Here is a 20338-nt window from a genome sequence, read left to right as displayed (position 1 = left end):
GGAACTATCCCTTCGAGGAGGTTTCGAGCAGCTCGACGTTGCCGTCGAACTGCCAGAGCGGGTTCGGGGCGTCTCCGGTTGAAGTCCGCAGCAGGAAGTAGCCGTTCACTTCCTTGGGACCGTCGCCGTCGGCCACGAACCGCCCGTCTGAGGTGATGTCGATCTGGTAGATCGCCGTCCCCGTGACTGCGACGCCGGGCAGATGCCAGGTAACGGCGCAACGCCAGTCGTTACCGGCGCCCTCCTGGGCACCCTTGCCGGCGCTCTTGGTGCATGCCGCCGTGGAGCGCAGTTGCGCCTCCGTGACGGCAGGGCGATGCAGTTGGTCGGTCTGCATGCGGTAGAGGTGGGCGAAGGCCGTGGCGACTGAGCGCTGGACCTTGCCCTGATCGATCCCGGAACCCATCGAGGGTGTCGACACGGCTATCGCCACAACGCTGAGGGCGGTCAGCCCGATCAGCGGCAGCAGCCCCACGCCGAAGGCGCGGCGCCCGGAACCGTCGTAGGCCGGGTTGGTGAAGTCGCGCCGTACGAACAGCACATAGGCCAGTACGGTCGCGAGTACCGCCCACACCAGGCTGACCGCGACCGCGGTCAGGAGCGGGGCGAGCTGGGAAGGGCTGGTGAACAGGCCGTTCCAGGAGATGAAGGCGTAGGTGGGCAGGGCGAGGCGCACGGCGACGGGCAGCGGCAGCATCTGGGCGACCGACATCGCGAGCGCGACGATCGGGGGCAGCAGCAGTCCCATCGGCGACCGGCCCAGGGCGACCGAGCCGAGCAGTCCGATCGCGGCGAGGGCGAGGGTCGGGGCGAGGGCCACGATCCAGGCGAGCAGGACCCGGCCTGCCGCGTCGCCCGGCGTCAGCAGGTGCCCGTCCAGGCCCACCAGGGGCTGGTTGCCGACCGACGCCAGTCCGCCGACCGCACTGGAGACGGCCAGTCCGGCCACCAGCAGCAGGATGACGGTGAGGCTGGCCAGTGACTTCGCCACGAAGATCCGCGCGGGCGAGCGGACCGCCACCAGCAGGTGGCGCCAGGTGCCGAGCCGGTCCTCGGAGGCGAACACGTCACCGGCGACCATCGACGTCAGCAGCGGCAGCGCCCAGGTGCCCGCGAAGCCCAGCATCACCAGCGGTCCGGCCCAGCCCGTGGCGTGCATCCAGCGGCCGAAGAGCGTGTCGGCGGGGAGCGTGCTCTGCTGGCTCACCCCGGCGACGAAGAGCCCCGGCGCGATCCAGCAGGCGAGCACCAGCAGGCGGATCCGCCACTGCGAGACCAGCTTGACCAGTTCGAAGCGGTAGCCGCGCGACACGGGGACGCGACGGGCGACGGGCGTGGGCGGGGCGACGGTGGTGGCGGTCATCGGCCGGCCTCCTGCTGCTCGGTGAGGGCGAGGAACGCGGCCTCGAGCGGTGATACGACGGGGGCGAGTTCACGCACCGCGACGTCCGACCGCACGACCTTCGCGACGAGTTCGTCGAGGGCGGGTATCAGTGCGCGTACGACGAGCACGTCGGCGTCCTGCCGTATGCCGCTGTCGTCGACGATCCGGATGCCGGTCGTGTCGGCGGCGAGCCGGCGCGCGGCCTCCGGGTCGGAGGTGCGCAGCCGGTAGTCGAGTGCACGGTTCTCGGCGGCCAGCTTGCTCAGCGGGCCGGAGAAGACGACCCGCCCGGCGGCGAGGATGGTGACCTCGGAGCACAGCGCCTCCAGGTCGTCCATACGGTGGCTGGAGAGCACCACGCTGGTTCCGTCGGCGGCGAGCCGGGTGAGAACGCGGTGCACATGTCTCTTGCCGGCCGGGTCGAGGCCGTTGGACGGTTCGTCGAGCACGAGCAGACGGGGCTTGGTCAGCAGGGCGGCGGCGAGTCCGAGCCGCTGGCGCATGCCGAGGGAGAAGCCGCGGGTCTTGTCGTCGGCGACATCGGTGAGCCCGACTTCGCCGAGCACGTCGTCGATGCCCGCCGTCCCCGCGTCGAGGCCGCGGAGCGCGGCCAGTGCGGCAAGGTTCTGCCGGGCGGTGAGCGAGGGGTAGAGACCGGGCGCGTCCACGAAGCCGGCGACACCGTCGGGTGCGGCGAGCGCTCGGTCGACCGGCGTGCCGAGGATCTCGAGCCGGCCACCGTCGGCGACGGCCAGACCCAGCAGCAGGCCGAGCAGTGTCGTCTTGCCGGCGCCGTTCGGTCCGACCAGGCCGTGGATCTGACCTTGCGTCACATCCAGGTCGACGGTGTCGAGTGCGACGACTTCGCCGAAGCACTTGCTGATCCCGCGGGCCCGGACTGCCTGGAGTGTGTCCATGAGTCCCTTGAGTCCCTTCTTTCGCAATCCGCAGGGACTTTATGGAGAACACACAACACAGCCACAGACGCTCGGCTGAACGTTCGGGGAACGGTACGTCAAGGCAACGGCAAGTCGTATGGACGAGCACCCGACTTGGCGCCGATCCCGCGCAACACCAGGAGGTTCGGCGTCCGTTCGCCGTACTGTTGCCCGCCGGACACCCGGCGTGCGGCATCAGCCCGATAAGGACGCCCAGGAGCCCGGCCGCCGCCGGCGCGCGCCGAAGCCCTCCCGCGATCCCGGGCGGGCCGAAGTGCCCCCGCGATCCGGGGCGCGCCGAAACGCTCCTTGAAGAACACCGCGACGATGGCGGCTCCGGCGATGACCGAGGCCTCAACGACCGAAGGGAGCAGGTTCCCCGCGCTCTCGCTGCTCCATGAGCTGACCGGGTACCTGCAACGCACCGGCTTGGAGGACCTGGACGAGCTGGACGTAGCTCTGTCCCCGCTGATCGAGCGGCATGGTGACGTGCTTGAGGTGTGGTCGGCGGTGGCGTGGCCTACAGCCTGTCTCTCAGACATCACGGCAGGGCTGGCTCACGAGTCAGATCGCAGTTTGGGCCAGGCAAGCAGACGATTGGTCAATGACAATCGCCATGTGAATGATCGATTCAGCTTGGCCCTGTCAGCGTGGGGTGTGCTGGTCTCGGCCGTGCTTGCAACTGATGCGCTGCGGGCGTATCTGACCGACGGTGAGTCGGCGTGGTTCGCGACATGTACGTGTCTACTGCTGGCCTCCACTGTCTGGCAGCTCGTGCGTGACATCCGCCGACGTCGCAGGGCGCAAAGCGAGACGAGCTGACTTCCACATGCCGGTCACCGCCTGCTCGAGAGCAGAATTGCGGCACGGTGGAGTGCGGCCTGGTAAGTGAGGGCGAGCTTGTCGGTTCGCATGGCCAGGCGGCGCCACTGCATTAGGCGGTCGATGCACCGCTCGACGGCATGGCGCTTGTTCTACGCCTCAACGTCGAAGCTGGGCAGGCGGCCTCCCCCGCGGCCACGCCGGAGGCGGTGTCCGATCTGGTCGGCGGGCTGCGGGACGACCGCCTGGATCCTGCGGCGCCGAAGATGCTCGCGCGGTGGCGCGGGAGGAGTACGCGCGGTCCGCGAGGACGACTGCCGGTAGGGTCCTCGGCCTCCCGGGTCCGGTTCGTGGGACAACGGGACTCTGGCCCGTGAGTGGGCCTACCTCCGCGACTACACCAGCGAACGACATCGCCGCGCCGCGGTCGCCGACTTCCTCAACTACTACAACCACGAGCGCCCACACGCCGCCCTCGGCGGCCAGCCACCGATCAGCCGGACCGCCGGCAGCGACTACCTAGTCACCTTCGACGCACCGCGCGAACGCCCGAAGCATTCCCTCAGCGCCCTGGACGACCTCCCGACCATGACACCTAGTGGACGATGCGCGCGACCGCCCCGTCTTTGGGGTCCCCGTACCTCGAGATCAGCTGCTCGTCGCTCAGGCGGTCAACTTCTTCGCTTCGTTGGACGGGAAAGATCACGTGGGTGTCCTTGTCCGTCCAGTACTCGACGACCCTGTGCGTGTCGGTGGCTCGGCTCATGCTGTGGCTCCCTTGCGGCGCGTGGGGTTCAGGGTGCGTCTGTGCACGTTGAGGGTCAATAGGGAAAGGGCCTTCCGTTTCGACTGGCGGAAGCGTATGTTCCGTTTACCTCGCGACGGCGCCCTTCGAGGGCGCCGGCCCGCCGGTCCCGGGGCGGCGGGCCACGCGGGGGCTAAATGCCTTTTTCCCTGCCCGACTCACGCTGGTCGAACGTCGCCGGGTTCCCGCGCCGCGTCGGCCTGCGCCGGCTTCAGGCGATCGGGGTCCTGATCTTGTACCCGTGAGCCCGGTTCGCGCAGGGCGGCGATCGGCGCGAGTTCGGCGCGGGTCCGGGCCCACAGGACGAGGTCCGTAGGCGAAGACGGGTACGGCCGCGCGCCGGCCGCGGCGGGCGCCGCGAACGGCATCAGCGACAGCCCGGTCGGCACGCCTCCGCCGGCGATCAGCGCGGAGCCGACGGCTCGTCGGTGATCCGGTGGGCGACAGCGTTCCGGCCCGCGTGCGTGACGGCGGCCGCCAGCACGGCCGCGGTGACGGCAGGGGTCACACGGAGGGCTCGCGCACGTCCACGACGGTGGCGCCGGCGTGCTCGACCAGAGCGGCGGGCTCGATCGGGAAGACGGCGTGCGGGGTGCCGGCGGCGGCCCACACCACGTCGTGCCGCAGCAACGCCCGGTCGGCGAGCACCCGTGTGCGCGTACGGTGCCCGAACGGCGGCACGCCTCCGATGGCGTACCCGGTCGACTCGCGTACGACGTCCGCCTTGGCCCGGGTGACCTTCTCGGCGCCGAGTTCCTTGCGGACGAGTTCCACGTCGACCCGGGAGGCGCCGTCCATCAGCACCAGCACCGGGACCCCGTCGGCCGCGAAGATCAGCGACTTGCAGATCTCGCTCAACTCGCACCCGATCGCCGCGGCGGCCTCCGCGGCGGTACGGGTCGCGTCCGGGAATCGCCGAACCCGCGCGGTCAGCTTCCCGAGCCCCAGCTCCTCCAGGGCGGAGGCGAAACGAGGGTGGGCTCCGGAGCCCCCGGAATCGGCGTCAGTGGCGGCTGTCGTCGTCATGGAGGGGCACGCTAACGAAGCAGCCGAGGCGATGCGAGTGGTTAACGCCACAGTCCATGACGGCACGAGAAAGCCGGTGAGGGCGCCCCGTCCCCACGGACCCTCACCGGCGGTCTGTCAGGCGCCGTGCGTCAGGCGCGTACCAGTTCCCGGTCCTCGTCGTCCTTGCCGGCGTTCTTGTCGGACAGGGCGCGCAGGCCCTCGCCCTCGACGTCGACGTTGGGCAGGACGCGGTCCAGCCACCTCGGCAGCCACCAGGCGCGCTTGCCGAGCAGGGCGAGTACGGCCGGGACGATGGCCATGCGGACGATGAACGCGTCGAAGAAGACGGCGATCGCGAGGCCGAAGCCGATCATCTTGATCATGGACTCGCTGGAGCCGATGAAGCCGGAGAAGACGGCCATCATGATGACTGCGGCGGCCGTGACGACCCGCGCCCCGTGCCTGAAGCCGGTGACGACGGCCTGGCTGGGCTTCTCGCCGTGGACGTACGCCTCCCGCATCCGGGTCACGAGGAACACCTCGTAGTCCATGGCGAGGCCGAAGACGACGCCCACCATGAAGATCGGCATCATCGACATGACGGGGCCGGTCTCCTCGACGCCGAGCAGGCCGGACAGCCAGCCCCACTGGAAGACCGCGACCACGGCGCCGAGCGCCGCCATCACGCTGAGCAGGAAGCCGAGGGCCGCCTTCAGCGGGACCAGGATCGAGCGGAAGACCACGATCAGGAGGAGGAAGGCGAGGCCGACGACCAGGATCAGATACGGGATCAGCGCGTCGTTCAGCTTCTGCGAGACATCGATGTTCATCGCCGTCGAGCCGGTGACCAGGACCTTGGCGTTCGTGGCGGCGGTGATCCCGGCGCCCTGGTCACGGATCGCGTGGACCACGTCCTCGGTGGTGGTCGAGGACGGCTTGGAATTCGGGATGACGGTGATGGTCGCGGTGTCGCCGGCCGTGTTGGCCTTGGCCGGGGTCACCGTGACGACGTCCTTGAGACCCTTGATCTCGCTGTCGACCTTGTCGAACGCGGACTTCGGGTTGGCGCTGTCCTTGGCGTCGACGACAACCATGAGCGGGCCGTTGAAGCCGGGGCCGAAGCCGTCGGAGAGCAGGTCGTAGGCGCGGCGCTGGGTGGTGGAGGTCGGCTGGGAGCCGTCGTCGCCGAGACCGAGCTGCAGGGAGGACGCGGGGACCGCCGCCGCGCCGAGGCCGACGACGCCGAGCAGCAGGACGGCGACCGGGCGCCGTACGACGAAGCCGGCCCAGCGGGTGCCCATGTTGGGCCTGCCGGCCTTCTTCGCGGCGCGGCCGCCACCGAGCAGCTTGCTCTTCTCACCGGCGGGCTTGATCTTGCGGCCCGCGTAGCCGAGCAGCGCCGGGATGAGGGTGAGGGCGATCAGGACGGCGATGGCGACCGTGCCGGCGGCGGCCACACCCATCTTGGTGAGCATCGGGATGTTTACGACGGAAAGGCCGACCAAGGCGATCACGACGGTCAGACCGGCGAAGACGACGGCCGAGCCCGCCGTGCCGACCGCGCGGCCGGCGGCCTCCTCGCGTTCGCGGCCCTCGGCGAGTTCCGCGCGGTAGCGGGAGACGATGAACAGCGCGTAGTCGATGCCGACCGCCAGGCCGATCATCGTGGCCAGCGTGGAGGTGGTGGAGCCCAGGTCGAGGGCGCTGGCCAGGGCCGTGATCGTGGAGACGCCGATACCGACGCCGATGATCGCGGTGAGCAGCGGGAACCCGGCCGCGAGCAGCGACCCGAAGGTGATGACCAGGACGACCGCGGCGATCGCGATACCGATGACCTCGCTGGACCCGGTCCCGGGCGTGGCGCTGAGCGCGTCACCGCCGATCTCCACGGTCAGCCCGGCGTCCCGCGCGTCCTGCGCGGCGGCCTTCAGGGCGTTCCGTGAGGAGTCCTCCAGCTGCATGCCGGAGACCTTGTACCTGACGGAGGCGTACGCGATCGTGCCGTCCTTGCTGACGGCCTTGCCCTTGTAGGGGTCGGTGACCGAGTCCACCTCGGAGCCGTCGGCCAGTTCGTCGACGGTCTTCCTGACGGTCGCCTTGTTGAGCTTGTCCGTCATCTTCTCGCCGGCCGGCGCCTTGAAGACCACACGCGCGGTGGCGCCGTCGGAGCTGGTGCCGGGGAAGCGCTGGTCCAGCAGGTCGAAGGCCTTCTGGGCCTCGGTTCCGGGGATGGAGAAGGAGGTGTTGCCGGCGGCGGGGGCACTGGCCGCGCCGACACCCGCCAGGGTCAGCAACGCCACCCATATGAGGGCGACGAAGTGCCGTCGCCTGAAGGCGAGTCGGCCCAGTTTGTAGAGGAACGTGGCCACGAGGGCGTACTCCCGGTCAGGTCGTGGGGTATTCAGGGCAGGGGTGATCAACCCGGTGGGTGGCAGGGCTGATCGGCCCGACGACGTGAGCGGAGGCGTCAGGTGGGCTGTCTGTGGGGAATGGTCAGCGGGTGGCCGCGCCGAGGGCGGGGAGCACGACGGCGTCGATGTACTTCAGGAGGAAGGCCTGAGTGGGCGGCTGCTCGTCCAGGAGCGTGCGGGCGACGAACGCGCCGAGCATCATGTGCATCATGAAGTCGATCGCCGGGTTGTCCGCGCGGACCTCGCCCCGGTCGATCGCCCGTTGCACGATGTTGCGCAAATCCGCCATCTCGGGCTCGACGAGATGCTCCTTGAACGCTTTGAGGAGGTCCGGGTTGGCATGGACCGCCATGGCGAGCCCTCGCATGAGCGCGGAGTTCTGCTCCATCTCGCAGTCATCCGAGCGCAGGGTGACGGCACGCAGATCGCCCTGGAGCGACCCGGTGTCGACCTCGCCGAGCCGGGCGCCCGGTTTGTTGTACCGCACCGCCTTGGCCACCAGCTCGGCCTTGCCGCCCCACTGGCGGTAGAGGGTGGCCTTGCTGGACTTGGTACGGGAAGCGACGGCGTCCATGGTGAGGGCGTCGTAGCCGACCTCACGAAGCAGATCGAGCACCGCCTCGTACAGCTCGGCCTCACGCTCGGGCGTGATGCGACTGCGACGCGCCGTTGCGACCTCAGTCATGCCACTCACCCTTTCCGCTCCGTCTGGCGCCTTCGTGCGTACACGACGAAGATACCCCGAGATCTAGAGAAACGAAACCGTTTCGTACGTGCACTGTCTCACGTGCGCAGACGACGCGCGCGCTCCCACGAGTTGCTGGCCCCCTGTACCCGGAAAAGCATGGGGAGGTGAGCTATCTGCGCATGCCGCATCTCCACGGTGACCTCCTGTGCTTCGTGGCCGAGGACGACCTCTGGCTGACCTCGCTGAACGCCCCGGGCCGCGCCTGGCGGCTCACCGTCGACCGCACCAAGGTCGGCCATCCTCGCTTCTCCCCGGACGGCCGTCGGGTCGCGTACACGAGTTGGCGCAGCCTGGTGCCCGAGATCCACCTGGCCGACGTGGACGGCGGCCCCGGGCGGCAGCTGACGTACTGGGGCAGCGCCGACACCCAGGTCTGCGGCTGGACTCCGGAGGGCGACATTCTCGCGGTGGCCTCACAGGGGCAGCCGTTCTCCTACTTCACGTGGGCCTACAAGGTGTCCCCCGACGGCGACCCTGGACGCAAGCTGCCCTGGGGGCCGGTCTCCGACATCCAGGTCGCCGACATCGAGGGCGAGCGGAAGACCCTGCTGCTCACCGGCACCCCGCCGCACGAACCGGCCACCTGGAAGCGCTACCGGGGCGGCGCCATGGGCAGGTTGTGGCTGCACGGGCAGCGGCTGCTCGCCGGCATCGGCGGCCATCTGCACTCCCCGATGTTCGTCGCCGGCCGGATCGCCTTCCTCTCCGACCACGAGGGCATCGGCAATCTCTACTCCTGCGCCTACGACGGCTCCGACCTGCGCCGGCACACCGACCACGACGCCTTCTACGCCCGCCACGCCGCCAGCGACGGCACCCGGGTGGTGTACCAGTGCGCGGGCGACCTGTGGCTCGTCGACGACCTCGGCCCGGACTCGGCGCCGCGCAGGCTGGACGTACGGCTCTCCGGGCCGCGCGCCGGGCGCCGCCCCTACCAGGTGCCGGCCGCCCAGCACGTCGACGGCGTCTCCGTCGACGAGACGGGACGGGCCAGCGCCGTCGTCGTACGCGGCAGCCTGTACTGGCTCACCCACCGCGACGGCCCCGCCCGCACCATCGCCGACACGCCAGGGGTACGGGTGCGGCTTCCGGAGATGCTGGGCTCGACCGGGCAGATCGCCTACGTCACCGACGCCGACGGCGAGGACGCGATCGAGATCGCCCACCTGCCCCGGGCGAGCGGCGACCGGCCACCGCGCCGGCTGGCCTCCGGGAAGCTGGGCCGGGTTCTTGAACTGGTGTCCGACCCACTGGGCGAGCGGCTGGCGGTGGCGGCGCACGACGGGCGGCTGCTGCTCATCGACGTGACCGAGGGGGTTGAGGGCGTCGAGGGATCTGTTGATTCCGTTGATGCCGTCAATGCTGTTGATGCTGCGGATACCGCGGATGTTGATTCCGCCGACGCCGTTGATTCTGTTGACGATATTGACCATGTTGATGCCGCCGCCCCTGCCGGCATTGAGTCTGTTGACGGCGAGGACGCCGACGACGGGGTGACCGAGTTGATCCGGTCGATCAACGGTCCGGTCCGTGACCTGGCCTTTTCACCGGACGGGTCATGGTTGACCTGGTCGCATCCAGGGATCGGCCGTACGCTGCGGCAGATCAAGATGGCCCGCATCAGCGACCGGCTCGTCATCGACGTCACCAACGGCCGATTCGAGGACGAGAACCCGGTCTTCACACGCGACGGCCGCTATCTCGCGTTCCTGTCCTGGCGCGGCTTCGACCCGGTGTACGACGTGCACACCGGCGACCTGTCCTTCCCGCTCGGCTGCCGCCCGTACCTGGTCCCGCTCTCCTCGGCGACCCCCTCCCCCTTCGCCCTCAGCCCCGACGGGCGCCCGGCGGCGGGCGGTCTGGACCCCGTGGAGGACGAGGGGCCCGGCGAGGGCGGCGCTGTCACGGTCGAGGTGGAGGGCCTGGAGAGCCGGGTGACCCCGTTCCCGGTCACCGCCTCCAAGTACTCGGCGCTGTACCCGGTCGCGGGCGGTGGCCTGGTCTGGCTGCGCTGGCCGATCTCCGGCGCGCTGGGCGAGACCTTCGTCAACCCGGCCGACACCAGCGGCCGGCCGACCCTGGAGTACTTCAACATCAGCAAGGCGAAGAAGTCCGAACTCGTCGACCACCTGGACTGGTTCGCGGTCAGCGGCGACGGCAGCCGCCTGGTCGTCGTGGACGAGGGCGAGCTGCGGGCCGTGCCGTCGACCGAGTCCGGCGACGCGGACACGACCGTCTGGATCGATCTGCGCCGCATCCTGCACCAGGTCGACCCGCCCGCCGAGTGGCGCCAGGCGTACGCCGAGGCCGGCCGCCTCACCCGCGACTACTTCTGGGACCCCGGGATGTGCGGCATCGACTGGGACGGGGTGCTCGACCAGTACCGCCCGCTGGTCGAACGGGTCGCCTCCCCCGACGAGTTCGCCGACCTCCTGCGCGAGGTCCTCGGCGAACTGGGCACCTCGCACGCCTATGTCGCCCCCGCCCGCCGCAACGAGGGCCCCCCGCACTACCAGCGCTTCCAGGGCCTGCTCGGCACCGACTTCGTACGCCGGGAGGGCCGCTGGATCGTCAAGCGGATCCTGCCGGGCGACTCCTCCGACTCCAAGGCGCGGTCACCGCTCGCGGGCACGGGGATCCGGGAGGGCGCGGTGCTCACGCACGTGGACGGCAGGCCGGTGGATCCGGTGACCGGCCCGTATCCGCTGCTCGCGGGCGCGGGCGGTACGACGGTGGAGCTGACGTTCGTGCCGGGCGACGGCGAGCCGGGCCCGCCGCGCCGGGTCGCCGTCCTCCCCCTGATCGATGAGCGGCCGCTGCGCTACCAGGACTGGGTGGCCAAACGCCGCGCGGTGGTACGGGAGGTGAGCGGCGGCAAGTGCGGCTATCTACACATCCCGGACATGGGCGGTTCGGGCTGGGCCCAGTTCAACCGCGACCTGCGCATGGAGGTCTCGCGGCCGGCGCTCATCGTCGACGTGCGCGGCAACGCGGGTGGCCACATCAGCGAACTGGTCGTCGAGAAGCTCACCCGGACCATCCTCGGCTGGGACCTGACGAGGAACGCCCAGCCGGTGTCGTACGCCTCCAACGCCCCGCGCGGCCCGATCGTCGCGCTCGCCGACGAGGCCACCTCCTCCGACGGCGACATGATCACGGCTGCCATCAAGCTGCTCAGGCTCGGGCCGGTGGTCGGGCAGCGCACCTGGGGCGGGGTCGTCGGCATGACCGGGCGGCACCGGCTGGGCGACGGCACGGTGATCACGGTGCCGATGAACGCGGCCTGGTTCGAGGACTACGGCTGGTCCGTCGAGAATTACGGCGTCGCCCCCGACGTTGAGTCCCTGCGCACCCCGCTGGACTGGGCGGAGGGCCGCCACGTCGAGATGGACGACGCGATCCAACTGGCCCTCGACCTCCTGACCGACCACCCGGCAGCAACTCCACCGGACTACAGCGACGTCCCGGACAGATCCCGCCCGAAACTCCCCCCACGGCCGACGTCTACTTGAGCGCCCCCAAAAGGGCGCGGGGAACTGCGCGAGCAACCACAACGGACCCGCACACGCCCCCTTACGGCACCCCCGCTCCTCCATCCAGCCGCCCAAAAGCGCAGGGCGCCCTCCAAAGAGAAGGGCGCCCTGCGTACTTCGGTCAAGCCAGTGCAACGACTACGCGTCGTAGTCCTGGTCGAACCGGTCCTGCATCTCCTGCTCGGTTTCTTCCAGGTTCTGGCGGCCGCGCTCACGCATCTGCTGGCCGCGCTCCTGCGCCTGCTGGCCGCGCTCCTGCGTCTGCCGGCCACGCTCCTTCACCTGCGGGCCACGCTCCTTCACCTGCGGGCCATGCTCCTGCGTCTGCTGGCCACGCTGCTTGGCCTGCTCCTGGCCCTCGCGCATCTTCTGCTTGGCCTGCTCCTGGCCCTCGCGCATCTTCTGCTTGGCCTGACCCTGAATCTTGTCGGCCTTGTCCTTCATACCCATGTGGGTTCACTCCCGTGGGTGGGTGAGGGGATTGGCCCATCGGTGGGGCCTCGACCAGACTCACACGGAGCGCTACAGCCCGCATTTCGATCAATGACGCTGCGTAGCGCGCGCCTCCTCGTCAGCCGCCCCACCTGCGCCGACGAGCCCGGTGCGCATGCCCTGCAAGCGGGGCGCGAACCGCTTCATCTCGCGCTGCCCGACCGTCCCGATCAACGCCGGCAGGTACCCGCGCACGCCCTGCATCCCCCTCAGCCACCACTGCCCGTACACGTGCGCCGAGCGCCGTTCGATCCCGGCCACGATCCGGTCCACCGCCGGGCCGAGCGCATACGTCTTGTTCGACGGCCACGGCAGCCGCTGCCGCAGCTCCCGCATCACCTCGTCCTGGTCGGCGCCGCGCACCATGTCGGTGTCCGTCCAGGACAGGTACCCGACCCCGACGCGCACCCCCTGGTGGCCGACCTCGGCGCGCAGACTGTGCGCGTACGCCTCCACGCCCGCCTTGGACGCGCAGTACGCCGTCATCATGGGCGCCGGCGTGATCGCGGCCAGCGACGCTATCTGCAGCAGATAGCCCCGGCTCTCCGTGAGCACCGGCAGGAACGCGCGGGCCGTCACCGCCGAGCCGATCAGGTTGACCTCGATCACCCGCCGCCAGGCCTCGGGATCCGACTCGGCGAACGGACCGCCATTCGCCACACCGGCGTTGGCCACCACGATGTCGGCCTTCCCGAACCGCTCCTTGACCTCCCGCGCCACCCGGCTCATCGCCTCGTGATCGGTGACGTCGGCGTACCAGTAGGCGCTGTCGGTGTGCAGACGTCCGCAGACCTCCTTGAGCGCCTCCTCCTCCAGCCCGACCAGCGCGACCTTCGCCCCGCGCGCGGAGAGCTTGCGGGCGAGCAACTCGCCGACCCCGCGCGCCGCTCCGGTGACGACGGCGACCTGTCCTTCGAGACCGACCCTGCTCATGAGCCCTCCTTGATCTGCTCGGGCGCCTCGGCGCCGGCTCGGCCGGGGGTGTCCGTCACATACGCGGTGACCAGTTCCCGGATCTTTCCGTTGACCAGTTCCGGCGCCTCGACCGGGGTCATGTGGCCCATGCCGGGCAGCTCGGTGAGACCGAGGGAATGCGGCAGCGCCGCGGCCAGCGCGCGGGCGTGCGCAGGGGGCGTGAGCCGGTCGGACGCGCCACTGATGACCGCCGTGGGCGCGCGCAACTCCCGCACGCCGCCTTCAAGGTCGAGGTGTGCGAGGACGAGCGCCCAGGCGTGGCGGACGGTGCGCGGGCAGGCGTGCACGATCCGCGCGCACGCCTCCACCATGTGCGGGGCGGAACCGGCGCCCATGGTGGCGTACTTGAGGATGCTCAGGGCGACGGGCGTGACCGGCCCGAGCGGGGCGCGCGAGGCCAGGACACGCGTCGTGAGCCAGGTGCGCACAGCTCCGGCGCGCAACGGTATGACGCGCGCCTCCGCGACCAGCCGCGAACTGCCGGTGCTGCACAGCAGGACCGCGGCGGCATGCTCACGGAAGCGCGGGCGGGCGGAGGCCGCCATGACGCTCATGCCGCCCATGGAGTGCCCGACGATCACGGCCCGCTCCCCGCGCGCGAGCGTGTGCCCGAGCACCGCTTCGAGGTCGTCCGCCAGCGCCTGGGTGGTGCACGCGGGGCTCGCGGGACTGCGCCCGTGCCCTCTCTGGTCGTACGCGATGACCCTGTGGTCGGTGGCCAGTTCCCGTATCTGCGCCGCCCAGAAGGCGGTCGAGCAGGTCCAGCCGTGGGAGAGGACGACGGTGGGCGCCTTCTCGGGGCCGTGCACCTCGACGTGCAGGCGCGCACCGTCAGCGGAGACGGCGGTGAGTTCACGCGCGGGCGCGGGCGGAGCGTACGGTCCGGTGGTCACGTGGGTGAGCCGGCTCACGCGCCCACCTCCGCGCCGGACCTGGCGCCGTGCGCGCCGGCCGCCCCGCCGGTCAGCGGCGCGCGGATCACCTCGTACTCCGCGAGGTCCACCCGCTGGGTCGCGCGCCGGAACTCCGACGTCGTGCCGGGCCAGATGGTGGTGTTGCGGCCGCTCGCGTCCAGGTACCAGCTGGTGCAGCCGCCGGTGTTCCACACGGTGCGCTTCATGCGGTCCTGGACCTTTTGGTTCCAGGCGGCCACGGCCGCGGGGCGCGCGTCGAGGGCCGCACGCCCCCCGAGGACATGGAGCTGGCGCAGATAGTCGGCCATGTAGTTCAGCTGGGACTCGATCATGAGGATCATGGAGGAGTTCCCGAGGCCGGTGTTGGGCCCGATGATCGTCATCCAGTTGGGGAACCCGGCGGCGGCGGCGCCGCGCAGCGCCTCCATGCCGCCCTTCCATGCCTCCGCGAGGGTCCGCCCGTCGGCGCCGACGACCCGCTCGGCGATGGGCATGTCGGTGACGTGGAAGCCGGTGCCGAAGATGATCGCGTCGACCTCGGCGGTGCTGCCGCCGGCGGCCACCAGCGTCGATCCGCGGATCTCGCTGAGCCCGCTCGCCACCACGTCCACGTTGGGCTGCGCCAGCGCCGGATAGTAGGTGCTGGACAGCAGGATCCGCTTGCAGCCGATGCGGTAGTCAGGGGTGAGCTTGGCGCGCAGCGCCGGGTCCTTGACGGCGCGGGCCATGTTGCGCTTGGCGAGGCTCTCGACCAGGCCGAGTTCATCGGGGCGCTTGGTGAACGCCTGGACCTGGAGCTCGCGGATGCCCCACAGGAACCCGCGCCGGGCCTGGGCGGTGAAGGGCAGCGCCCGGTGCAGTCGGCGTTCGGCGGCGCCGATCGCGCGGTCCACGCGGGGCATCACCCACGGGGGCGTGCGCTGGAAGAGGGTGAGTTTCGCGACCTCGGGCTGGATGGCGGGCACGATCTGGATCGCGGAAGCGCCGGTGCCGACCATGGCGACCCGCTTGCCGCGCAGGTCGTAGTCGTGGTCCCAGCGGGCCGAGTGGAAGACCTTGCCGGGGAAGGAGTCCAGCCCAGGGATCTCGGGGATCTTGGGGTCGGACAGCGGCCCGGTGGCGGAGACGACGACGTCGGCGGAGAGCGAACCGGCGGCCGTCTCGATGTCCCAGCGCAGCTTCTCCGGGTCCCAGGCCATCCGCCTGACCTCGGCGTCGAAACGCAGGTGCGGCCTGAGCCCGAACACATCGGCGACGTGCTCGAGGTAGGCGCGGATGTGCTCCTGCCCGGAGAAGGTGCGCGGCCAGTCGGGGTTGGGCGCGAAGGAGAAGGAGTACAGGTGGGACGGCACGTCGCAGGCGCACCCCGGGTAGCTGTTGTCCCGCCAGGTGCCGCCGACGCTGCCGGCCCGTTCCAGGACGACGAAGTCGGTGATCCCCTCCCGGCGCAACCGCACGGCCGCGCCCAGTCCGCCGAACCCGGACCCGATCACCGCCACCCGTACCTGCTCGTGCTGGGCCATCCGGAGCCTCCACGCATCGACCATGATTACGCCAGTGAACACTGGCGCAATGGGACTGTAGGGCAGCTCCGTACTGATGGGTAGGGGGCGCGCACAGGAAAGTTACCGGCGGTACAACATAGGCTTCGCACGTGGCAGACGACGGTGGACGAAGCACCTCCGCGGACCTCGGCCGGCTCCCGGGCCAGGGCCGACCGCGCGAGTACCGCATGGAGGAACTGGCCCACCTCGCCCGCATCACCGTGCGCACCCTGCGCTTCTACCGCGAGCGCAAGCTGATCCCGCCGCCGCGCCGTGAGGGCCGTATCGCCTGGTACGACGACCATCACCTGGCCCGGCTGCGCACGATCTCGGCGCTCCTGGAGCGCGGCCACACCCTGAACGGCATCGCGGAGCTGGCGGAGGCCTTCGACCACGGCCGCGATGTGGCCGACCTGCTCGGCGTCGGCACCCCCACCGAGGAGGAGCCGGTCCGCCTGACCCCCGAGGAACTGGCCGCCCGCTTCGAGGGCGAGGCCACCCCGGAGAACCTCGCCGCCGCACTGGACCTCGGCTACCTCGGCACCGACGGCGACGACATCGTCCACATAAGCCGCCGCCTGCTGGACTCCTCGGAGGCCCTGGTCCGCGAGGGCTTCCCGCTCGCGGAGGTCCTGGCGGCCGGCCGAAGCGTCCGCGAGCACGCCGACGCCCTCGCCGAACTCTTCGCCGAACTCGTCCTGCGCCACGGCCCGGAGGAGGACATGGAGCGTCTGCGCCCACTGGCCCGGAGCGTGGTGGAGGCGGAGGTGTCACTGGCCCTGGACCGCCGGATGAACAAGCGGGACCAGTCCGTCAGAGGTCGTACACAACAGTGACCGGCGCATGGTCCGACCAGCGCTCCGCATGGGTGGCCGCGCGCTCCACGAACGCCTTGACCGCCTTGCCGGCGAGTCCGGGCGTGGCCATCTGGTAGTCAATGCGCCAGCCGGTGTCGGCGTCGAAAGCCCGCCCCCGGTACGACCACCAGGAGTACGGCCCCTCGATGTCCGGATGCAGAGCGCGTACGACGTCGACGTACCCGCCGTCGGCCGGGTCCAGGACGCTGCCGAGCCAGTCCCGTTCCTCCGGCAGGAATCCGGAGTTCTTGGTGTTGCCGCGCCAGTTCTTCAGGTCGGCCCGCTGGTGGGCGATGTTCCAGTCACCGCAGACGACGACCTCGCGCCCGTCGGCGGCGGCCCGCTCGCGCAGCCCCCTCAGATGGGCGAGGAACTCGCCCATGAACCGGTACTTCTCGTCCTGCCGCTCGGTGCCGACCTCCCCGGAGGGGAGATAGAGGGAGGCGACGGTGACGCCGGGCAGGTCGGCCTCGACATAGCGCCCGCTCGCGTCGAACTCCTCGGAGCCGAAGCCGACGCGCACGCTGTCCGGCTCGCGCCGGGTGTACAGGGAGACACCCGCGCGCCCCTTGGCGGCCGCGGGGGCGTGCACGGCATGCCACCCGCCGGGCGCGCGCACCTCTTCCGAGAGCTGCTGCGGCTCCGCGCGCACCTCCTGGAGGCAGAGCACGTCCGCGGAGGTCTCCGCGAGCCACTCCACGAAGCCCTTCTTCGCCGCGGCCCGCAGCCCGTTCACATTCACCGAGGTCACAGTCAGCACCAGGGCACGATACCGGCACACTGGACCGAGTCCGATGTCCACCGCGCTTTCGCCTGCACGAATATACGATGCCTCACATGAATATACGCCCCGTTGCCTTCGACCACCCCGACGCAGTCAAGCTCAACGACGAGGTCCAGGCCGAGTACCACCTGCGTTACGGCGACGGCGGCGACGCCACGGTCCTCGACGCGGCCGACTTCGCACCGCCGAACGGCGTCTATCTGATCGCGTACGACGAGTCCGACCGCCCCGTGGCCACCGGCGGCTGGCGCAGCCGGGACGAGAACGGCGAGGGCAACGAGGACGGTGACGCCGAACTCAAGCGCATGTTCGTCATCGCGGACATGCGCGGCCGGGGCCTGGCCCGCCTTGTGCTCGCGGCCCTGGAGGACGACGCCCGCGCGGCCGGCCGCCTCCGCATGGTCCTGGAGACGGGCACCAAGCAGCCGGAGGCCATCGCCCTGTACACCTCCAGCGGTTACGAGCCGTGCGTGAAGTTCGGCTATTACCGCCACTACGACTCGAGCCTCTGTTACGCGAAGCCCTTGCGAGCGGACGTGTAATCCGCGTCACACCCGGCCGCTCGGAGCGGGGCGGCCATCCGGCTCCCCGCCGCGGCTGTCGAGGGCGTGGATTCGCCCCGGGCGGTGCTGTTCAAGTCGCTGAGCCAGACCTCGTCCCGGCGCTGGGCATGGCGTGCATCGTGGTGCCGCCGCGCCGGCCCCAACTGCCGCACCGAGCCGACCGGGTGACCGCCCGGTCCTCGCCCCTGGGCCAACTCGCCTTTCGGCGCCCACCGGGTCGGGGGACCCCGGGAACGACGGAGATCCCGGCGATCGTCATGATCGCCGGGATCTCATCGTGCAGTGGACCTGAGGGGATTTGAACCCCTGGCCCCCTCGATGCGAACGAGGTGCGCTACCGGACTGCGCCACAGGCCCTTGCAACGAGTGAAACTCTAGCATCCCGGTCGGGGTGCTTGGAAATCCGTTTCCTGACTGGTCAGGGCCGGGTCACGCGTGGCGTCTCGCGCCCTGCTCGTGTCACTCGTTGGCCGCGCGCGGGCGCTCGCCGTCCTCGTACTGGTCGAACAGGGGCGTGCGGCCACGCTCGCGCGCCCGGCGCGCGGAGGCCGCGCGGCGCGCGTCGGTCCGGCCGCCCGCCGGCTTGTCGTCGGCGGTGGGCTCCGGCGCCTCCGCCTCGGTCTCCGGCGCGACCGGCTTGGTCTCCTGCTCCGGCGCGACGGAGCTGGACCGCGCCGAACTCCAGGCGTCGGGCGCCCCCAGGTCCACGTCGGAGGTGGCGCGGGGCGCGACCGGCGCGGTCACGTACGTCGGCAGTGGCACGGGCACCGGGTCCCAGCTGTCCCCGTGCCCGGGCCGCCGCTGCCGCTCGCGCTGCTGGTCGACCCACTCGGCGTGGTCGGTCTGTTCGACGAGGGCGCGCCGGTCCGCGGCGAGCGCGGACAGGCCGGAGTCGGTCTCGGCCCCTGGTCCCTCGCCCGGTTCGTCCGCCACCGCGCCCGGGTCGACGGGCGGGCGCCGCCGCGGCTGGCGTTCCCGCAACCGCTGTGCGGCGGCCTCGGCCTGACGCCGGTCCATCTGGTAGGCGAAGCGTCGGCGTTCCTGTGCGCGCAGGTAGGCGATGTAGGCGCTGAGCATGACGGCGGGTACGCCCGGAGCCCACAGGAACGCCAGTCCCCCGACGGCTGCGAAGATCGCGCCCAGGGTGAATGCGACGAAGAGCAACACGGTGGTGCGCCGACGGCGCGCGAGCACCTTCGTGCGCCGGGCGCGTGCTGCGGCCGACGGCGTCAAGGGCGCGCGCCGGGCATCCGGAACTCGCTTGCGCGCGGAGGCGGATGCCGGGGCGGGCGTGGCGCCTGCCTGACGGGTCGGTGCGGACGGGGACTTGGGCGCCGGCGTGACCGCCTGGTCGCGGGCCGGTTCCTGGCGCCCCAATGCCTCGGGCTCCGCCCCGGCCCGGACCTGACGGCGGGTCGGAGGCATGGCGAAGGCCCGGACGTCCACCGAGTCGGTGACGGCGTCCGGGTCACCGGCGTCCCGCTCCTCCTCCGAGGCGGAGCGTGCCCGCAGGTCCCTGGCGTACCGGCGCTCCATTCCCGCCCGTCCGGACAGCAGCCGGATGGCGGTGCTGAAGCGTTCCGTCGGACGGGCCTCGTTCAGCTCGTCCTGCCTACGGAGCCACATCGGCACCAAGTAGGCGGCCCAGGCCCCGACAATGACTGCGTAGATGAGGCCGCTGCTGCTCACGCCTCACACGGTAGAGGGGTTTGCGTGGGGCCATCTGCCAATTGCGCCGGTGTGTCGCACGATCTGGCTGATATTTCGAGCTTTTTTTGTGACCGATGCATCAGCAGGCCGTCGGAGCCGCGAATTCAATGCCCTGAGATGGTCACCAGACGATCATTTTCGAACATGCATTCCATTTTTCGGCTAGGCGGGATTCCCTGGAGTGTTCTGCGGATTCCGGGGCACGTTCGGAGTGCCCGTCGTGCCCGGTGCCTTCGGGGACCCGCTCCGGGAGCGTTCCCGCCGCCAGCGGCCGAGCAACCCCTCGGGCACCTCTTCCGCGGTGAGGGCGAAGACGAGGTGGTCGCGCCATGCTCCGTCGATGTGGAGATAACGCGGCCGCAGCCCCTCCTCACGGAATCCGAGTTTTTCCACGACCCGGCGGCTGGGCCGGTTCTCGGGGCGAATGCAGACCTCGATGCGGTGCAGACCGACCGTGCGGAAACAGTGGTCAACCACGAGCGCGACGGCCGTCGGCATAACCCCGCGGCCGGCCACCCCCTGGTCCACCCAGTAGCCGACGTGTCCCGAGCACATCGACCCCCAGGTGATCCCGGCGACCGTCAACTGCCCGACCATGCGCCCCTGGTACTCGATGACGAACGGCAGCATGCGGCCCGCGTTCGCCTCGGAGCGCAGATGCCGGACCATCTGCCGGTAGGTCGGCCGGTGCGCGATCGGGCCGCTGGGCGTGGGCGGCGGGATGGTCGCCTCCCAGGGGCGCAGCCAGTCGCGGTTGCGCCGGTTGACCTCACGCCAGGCACGTTGGTCGCGCAGTCTTATGGGCCGGAGGACGACATCGCCGTCCACCAGCACCACGGGCCAGGATGGG

Annotated in this window: 17 protein-coding genes, 1 tRNA gene and 3 pseudogenes; 5 read left to right on the top strand and 16 right to left on the bottom strand. The window is 70.7% G+C overall.

The window, feature by feature from the left end; genetic code table 11:
- Positions 1-4 precede the first annotated feature (4 nt).
- The 3 genes and pseudogenes from ABZ396_RS08550 to ABZ396_RS08540 form a co-directional block, all read right to left on the bottom strand.
- On the bottom strand, positions 5-1363 hold the full coding sequence (locus ABZ396_RS08550; protein ID WP_358926485.1) for an ABC transporter permease: 1359 nt from the start codon (positions 1361-1363) through the stop codon (positions 5-7).
- Positions 1360-2301: an ABC transporter ATP-binding protein gene (locus ABZ396_RS08545; RefSeq protein ID WP_358926486.1), complete on the bottom strand. Its 942-nt coding sequence runs from the start codon at positions 2299-2301 to the stop codon at positions 1360-1362. The genes ABZ396_RS08550 and ABZ396_RS08545 overlap by 4 nt, the downstream gene beginning before the upstream one ends.
- 202 nt (positions 2302-2503) lie before the next feature.
- Positions 2504-2687 (bottom strand): annotated as a pseudogene (locus ABZ396_RS08540) (hypothetical protein); the annotation flags it as partial.
- Between ABZ396_RS08540 and ABZ396_RS08535 the strand changes: the two are divergent.
- Together ABZ396_RS08535 and ABZ396_RS08530 are read left to right on the top strand one after the other, a co-directional pair.
- The gene (locus ABZ396_RS08535; RefSeq protein WP_358926487.1) at positions 2632-3144 is read left to right on the top strand and encodes a hypothetical protein; all 513 of its coding nucleotides are present in this window, start codon (positions 2632-2634) and stop codon (positions 3142-3144) included. The pseudogene ABZ396_RS08540 and the gene ABZ396_RS08535 sit on opposite strands and share 56 nt — an antisense overlap.
- Positions 3145-3501: 357 nt before the next feature.
- Positions 3502-3645: pseudogene (locus tag ABZ396_RS08530) on the top strand (integrase core domain-containing protein); the annotation flags it as partial.
- A gap of 94 nt (positions 3646-3739) precedes the next feature.
- Here the strand turns inward: ABZ396_RS08530 and ABZ396_RS08525 are convergent.
- From ABZ396_RS08525 to ABZ396_RS08505, 5 genes and pseudogenes are all read right to left on the bottom strand, one after another.
- Positions 3740-3910, bottom strand: coding sequence for a hypothetical protein (locus ABZ396_RS08525; RefSeq protein ID WP_358926488.1), 171 nt, complete (start codon positions 3908-3910; stop codon positions 3740-3742).
- Between the two features lie 365 nt (positions 3911-4275).
- Positions 4276-4457: pseudogene (locus ABZ396_RS08520) on the bottom strand (EamA family transporter); the annotation flags it as partial.
- On the bottom strand, positions 4454-4975 hold the full coding sequence (locus tag ABZ396_RS08515; RefSeq protein WP_358926489.1) for a YbaK/EbsC family protein: 522 nt from the start codon (positions 4973-4975) through the stop codon (positions 4454-4456). The gene ABZ396_RS08515 and the pseudogene ABZ396_RS08520, both read right to left, overlap by 4 nt.
- 131 nt (positions 4976-5106) lie before the next feature.
- Positions 5107-7326 (bottom strand): MMPL family transporter, encoded by a 2220-nt coding sequence (locus tag ABZ396_RS08510; protein WP_358926490.1) that lies wholly within the window; start codon positions 7324-7326, stop codon positions 5107-5109.
- 124 nt (positions 7327-7450) lie between these two features.
- Positions 7451-8053, bottom strand: a complete 603-nt coding sequence (locus tag ABZ396_RS08505) for a TetR/AcrR family transcriptional regulator (RefSeq protein ID WP_358926491.1) — start codon at positions 8051-8053, stop codon at positions 7451-7453.
- A 167-nt stretch (positions 8054-8220) separates the two neighbouring features.
- Here ABZ396_RS08505 and ABZ396_RS08500 point away from each other — a divergent pair, with 167 nt between their 5' ends.
- Complete coding sequence (locus ABZ396_RS08500; RefSeq protein WP_358926492.1) at positions 8221-11628, top strand: S41 family peptidase; 3408 nt, start codon at positions 8221-8223, stop codon at positions 11626-11628.
- A 159-nt stretch (positions 11629-11787) separates the two neighbouring features.
- On the opposite strand, the gene ABZ396_RS08495 is transcribed toward ABZ396_RS08500, so the two are convergent.
- The 4 genes from ABZ396_RS08495 to ABZ396_RS08480 form a co-directional block, all read right to left on the bottom strand.
- Positions 11788-12099: a hypothetical protein gene (locus ABZ396_RS08495; protein WP_358926493.1), complete on the bottom strand. Its 312-nt coding sequence runs from the start codon at positions 12097-12099 to the stop codon at positions 11788-11790.
- Positions 12100-12189: 90 nt separating this feature from the next.
- Positions 12190-13074 (bottom strand): SDR family oxidoreductase, encoded by an 885-nt coding sequence (locus tag ABZ396_RS08490; protein WP_358926494.1) that lies wholly within the window; start codon positions 13072-13074, stop codon positions 12190-12192.
- Positions 13071-14027 (bottom strand): alpha/beta hydrolase, encoded by a 957-nt coding sequence (locus ABZ396_RS08485; protein WP_358926495.1) that lies wholly within the window; start codon positions 14025-14027, stop codon positions 13071-13073. The genes ABZ396_RS08490 and ABZ396_RS08485 overlap by 4 nt, the downstream gene beginning before the upstream one ends.
- On the bottom strand, positions 14024-15553 hold the full coding sequence (locus ABZ396_RS08480) for an NAD(P)/FAD-dependent oxidoreductase (protein ID WP_358926496.1): 1530 nt from the start codon (positions 15551-15553) through the stop codon (positions 14024-14026). The genes ABZ396_RS08485 and ABZ396_RS08480 overlap by 4 nt, the downstream gene beginning before the upstream one ends.
- A gap of 209 nt (positions 15554-15762) precedes the next feature.
- Here ABZ396_RS08480 and ABZ396_RS08475 point away from each other — a divergent pair, with 209 nt between their 5' ends.
- Positions 15763-16410, top strand: coding sequence for a MerR family transcriptional regulator (locus ABZ396_RS08475; RefSeq protein WP_358926503.1), 648 nt, complete (start codon positions 15763-15765; stop codon positions 16408-16410).
- Here ABZ396_RS08475 and ABZ396_RS08470 read toward each other — a convergent pair.
- The gene (locus ABZ396_RS08470; RefSeq protein ID WP_358926497.1) at positions 16388-17191 is read right to left on the bottom strand and encodes an exodeoxyribonuclease III; all 804 of its coding nucleotides are present in this window, start codon (positions 17189-17191) and stop codon (positions 16388-16390) included. The genes ABZ396_RS08475 and ABZ396_RS08470 overlap by 23 nt on opposite strands.
- A 77-nt stretch (positions 17192-17268) precedes the next feature.
- On the opposite strand from ABZ396_RS08470, the gene ABZ396_RS08465 reads away from it, so the two are divergent.
- Positions 17269-17757 carry a GNAT family N-acetyltransferase gene (locus ABZ396_RS08465; protein WP_358926498.1) on the top strand — a complete coding sequence of 163 codons (489 nt, stop codon included), beginning with the start codon at positions 17269-17271 and terminating at the stop codon, positions 17755-17757.
- Between the two features lie 304 nt (positions 17758-18061).
- On the opposite strand, the gene ABZ396_RS08460 is transcribed toward ABZ396_RS08465, so the two are convergent.
- The 3 genes from ABZ396_RS08460 to ABZ396_RS08450 all read right to left on the bottom strand — a co-directional run bounded on the left by ABZ396_RS08460 (position 18062) and on the right by ABZ396_RS08450 (position 20322).
- A tRNA-Ala gene (locus ABZ396_RS08460) sits at positions 18062-18135 on the bottom strand.
- A gap of 102 nt (positions 18136-18237) precedes the next feature.
- Entirely contained in the window at positions 18238-19467 is a 1230-nt protein-coding gene (glpR, locus tag ABZ396_RS08455; RefSeq protein WP_358926499.1) for a gephyrin-like molybdotransferase receptor GlpR, read from the bottom strand.
- A gap of 183 nt (positions 19468-19650) precedes the next feature.
- Positions 19651-20322, bottom strand: a complete 672-nt coding sequence (locus tag ABZ396_RS08450) for a GNAT family protein (protein WP_358926504.1) — start codon at positions 20320-20322, stop codon at positions 19651-19653.
- Between the last annotated feature and the right edge of the window lie 16 nt (positions 20323-20338).

This window comes from Streptomyces sp. NPDC005866, assembly GCF_040629895.1.
Classification (GTDB): Bacteria; Actinomycetota; Actinomycetes; order Streptomycetales; family Streptomycetaceae; genus Streptomyces.
This window is presented reverse-complemented; position numbering and strand designations above follow the sequence as displayed.

Coding starts and splice junctions, on each gene's coding strand:
- ABZ396_RS08550 (WP_358926485.1), bottom strand. CDS start 1,363: ATGACCGCCACCACCGTCGCCCCGCCCACGCCCGTCGCCCGTCGCGTC.
- ABZ396_RS08545 (WP_358926486.1), bottom strand. CDS start 2,301: ATGGACACACTCCAGGCAGTCCGGGCCCGCGGGATCAGCAAGTGCTTC.
- ABZ396_RS08525 (WP_358926488.1), bottom strand. CDS start 3,910: ATGAGCCGAGCCACCGACACGCACAGGGTCGTCGAGTACTGGACGGAC.
- ABZ396_RS08515 (WP_358926489.1), bottom strand. CDS start 4,975: ATGACGACGACAGCCGCCACTGACGCCGATTCCGGGGGCTCCGGAGCC.
- ABZ396_RS08505 (WP_358926491.1), bottom strand. CDS start 8,053: ATGACTGAGGTCGCAACGGCGCGTCGCAGTCGCATCACGCCCGAGCGT.
- ABZ396_RS08495 (WP_358926493.1), bottom strand. CDS start 12,099: ATGGGTATGAAGGACAAGGCCGACAAGATTCAGGGTCAGGCCAAGCAG.
- ABZ396_RS08490 (WP_358926494.1), bottom strand. CDS start 13,074: ATGAGCAGGGTCGGTCTCGAAGGACAGGTCGCCGTCGTCACCGGAGCG.
- ABZ396_RS08480 (WP_358926496.1), bottom strand. CDS start 15,553: ATGGCCCAGCACGAGCAGGTACGGGTGGCGGTGATCGGGTCCGGGTTC.
- ABZ396_RS08475 (WP_358926503.1), top strand. CDS start 15,763: ATGGAGGAACTGGCCCACCTCGCCCGCATCACCGTGCGCACCCTGCGC.
- ABZ396_RS08465 (WP_358926498.1), top strand. CDS start 17,269: ATGAATATACGCCCCGTTGCCTTCGACCACCCCGACGCAGTCAAGCTC.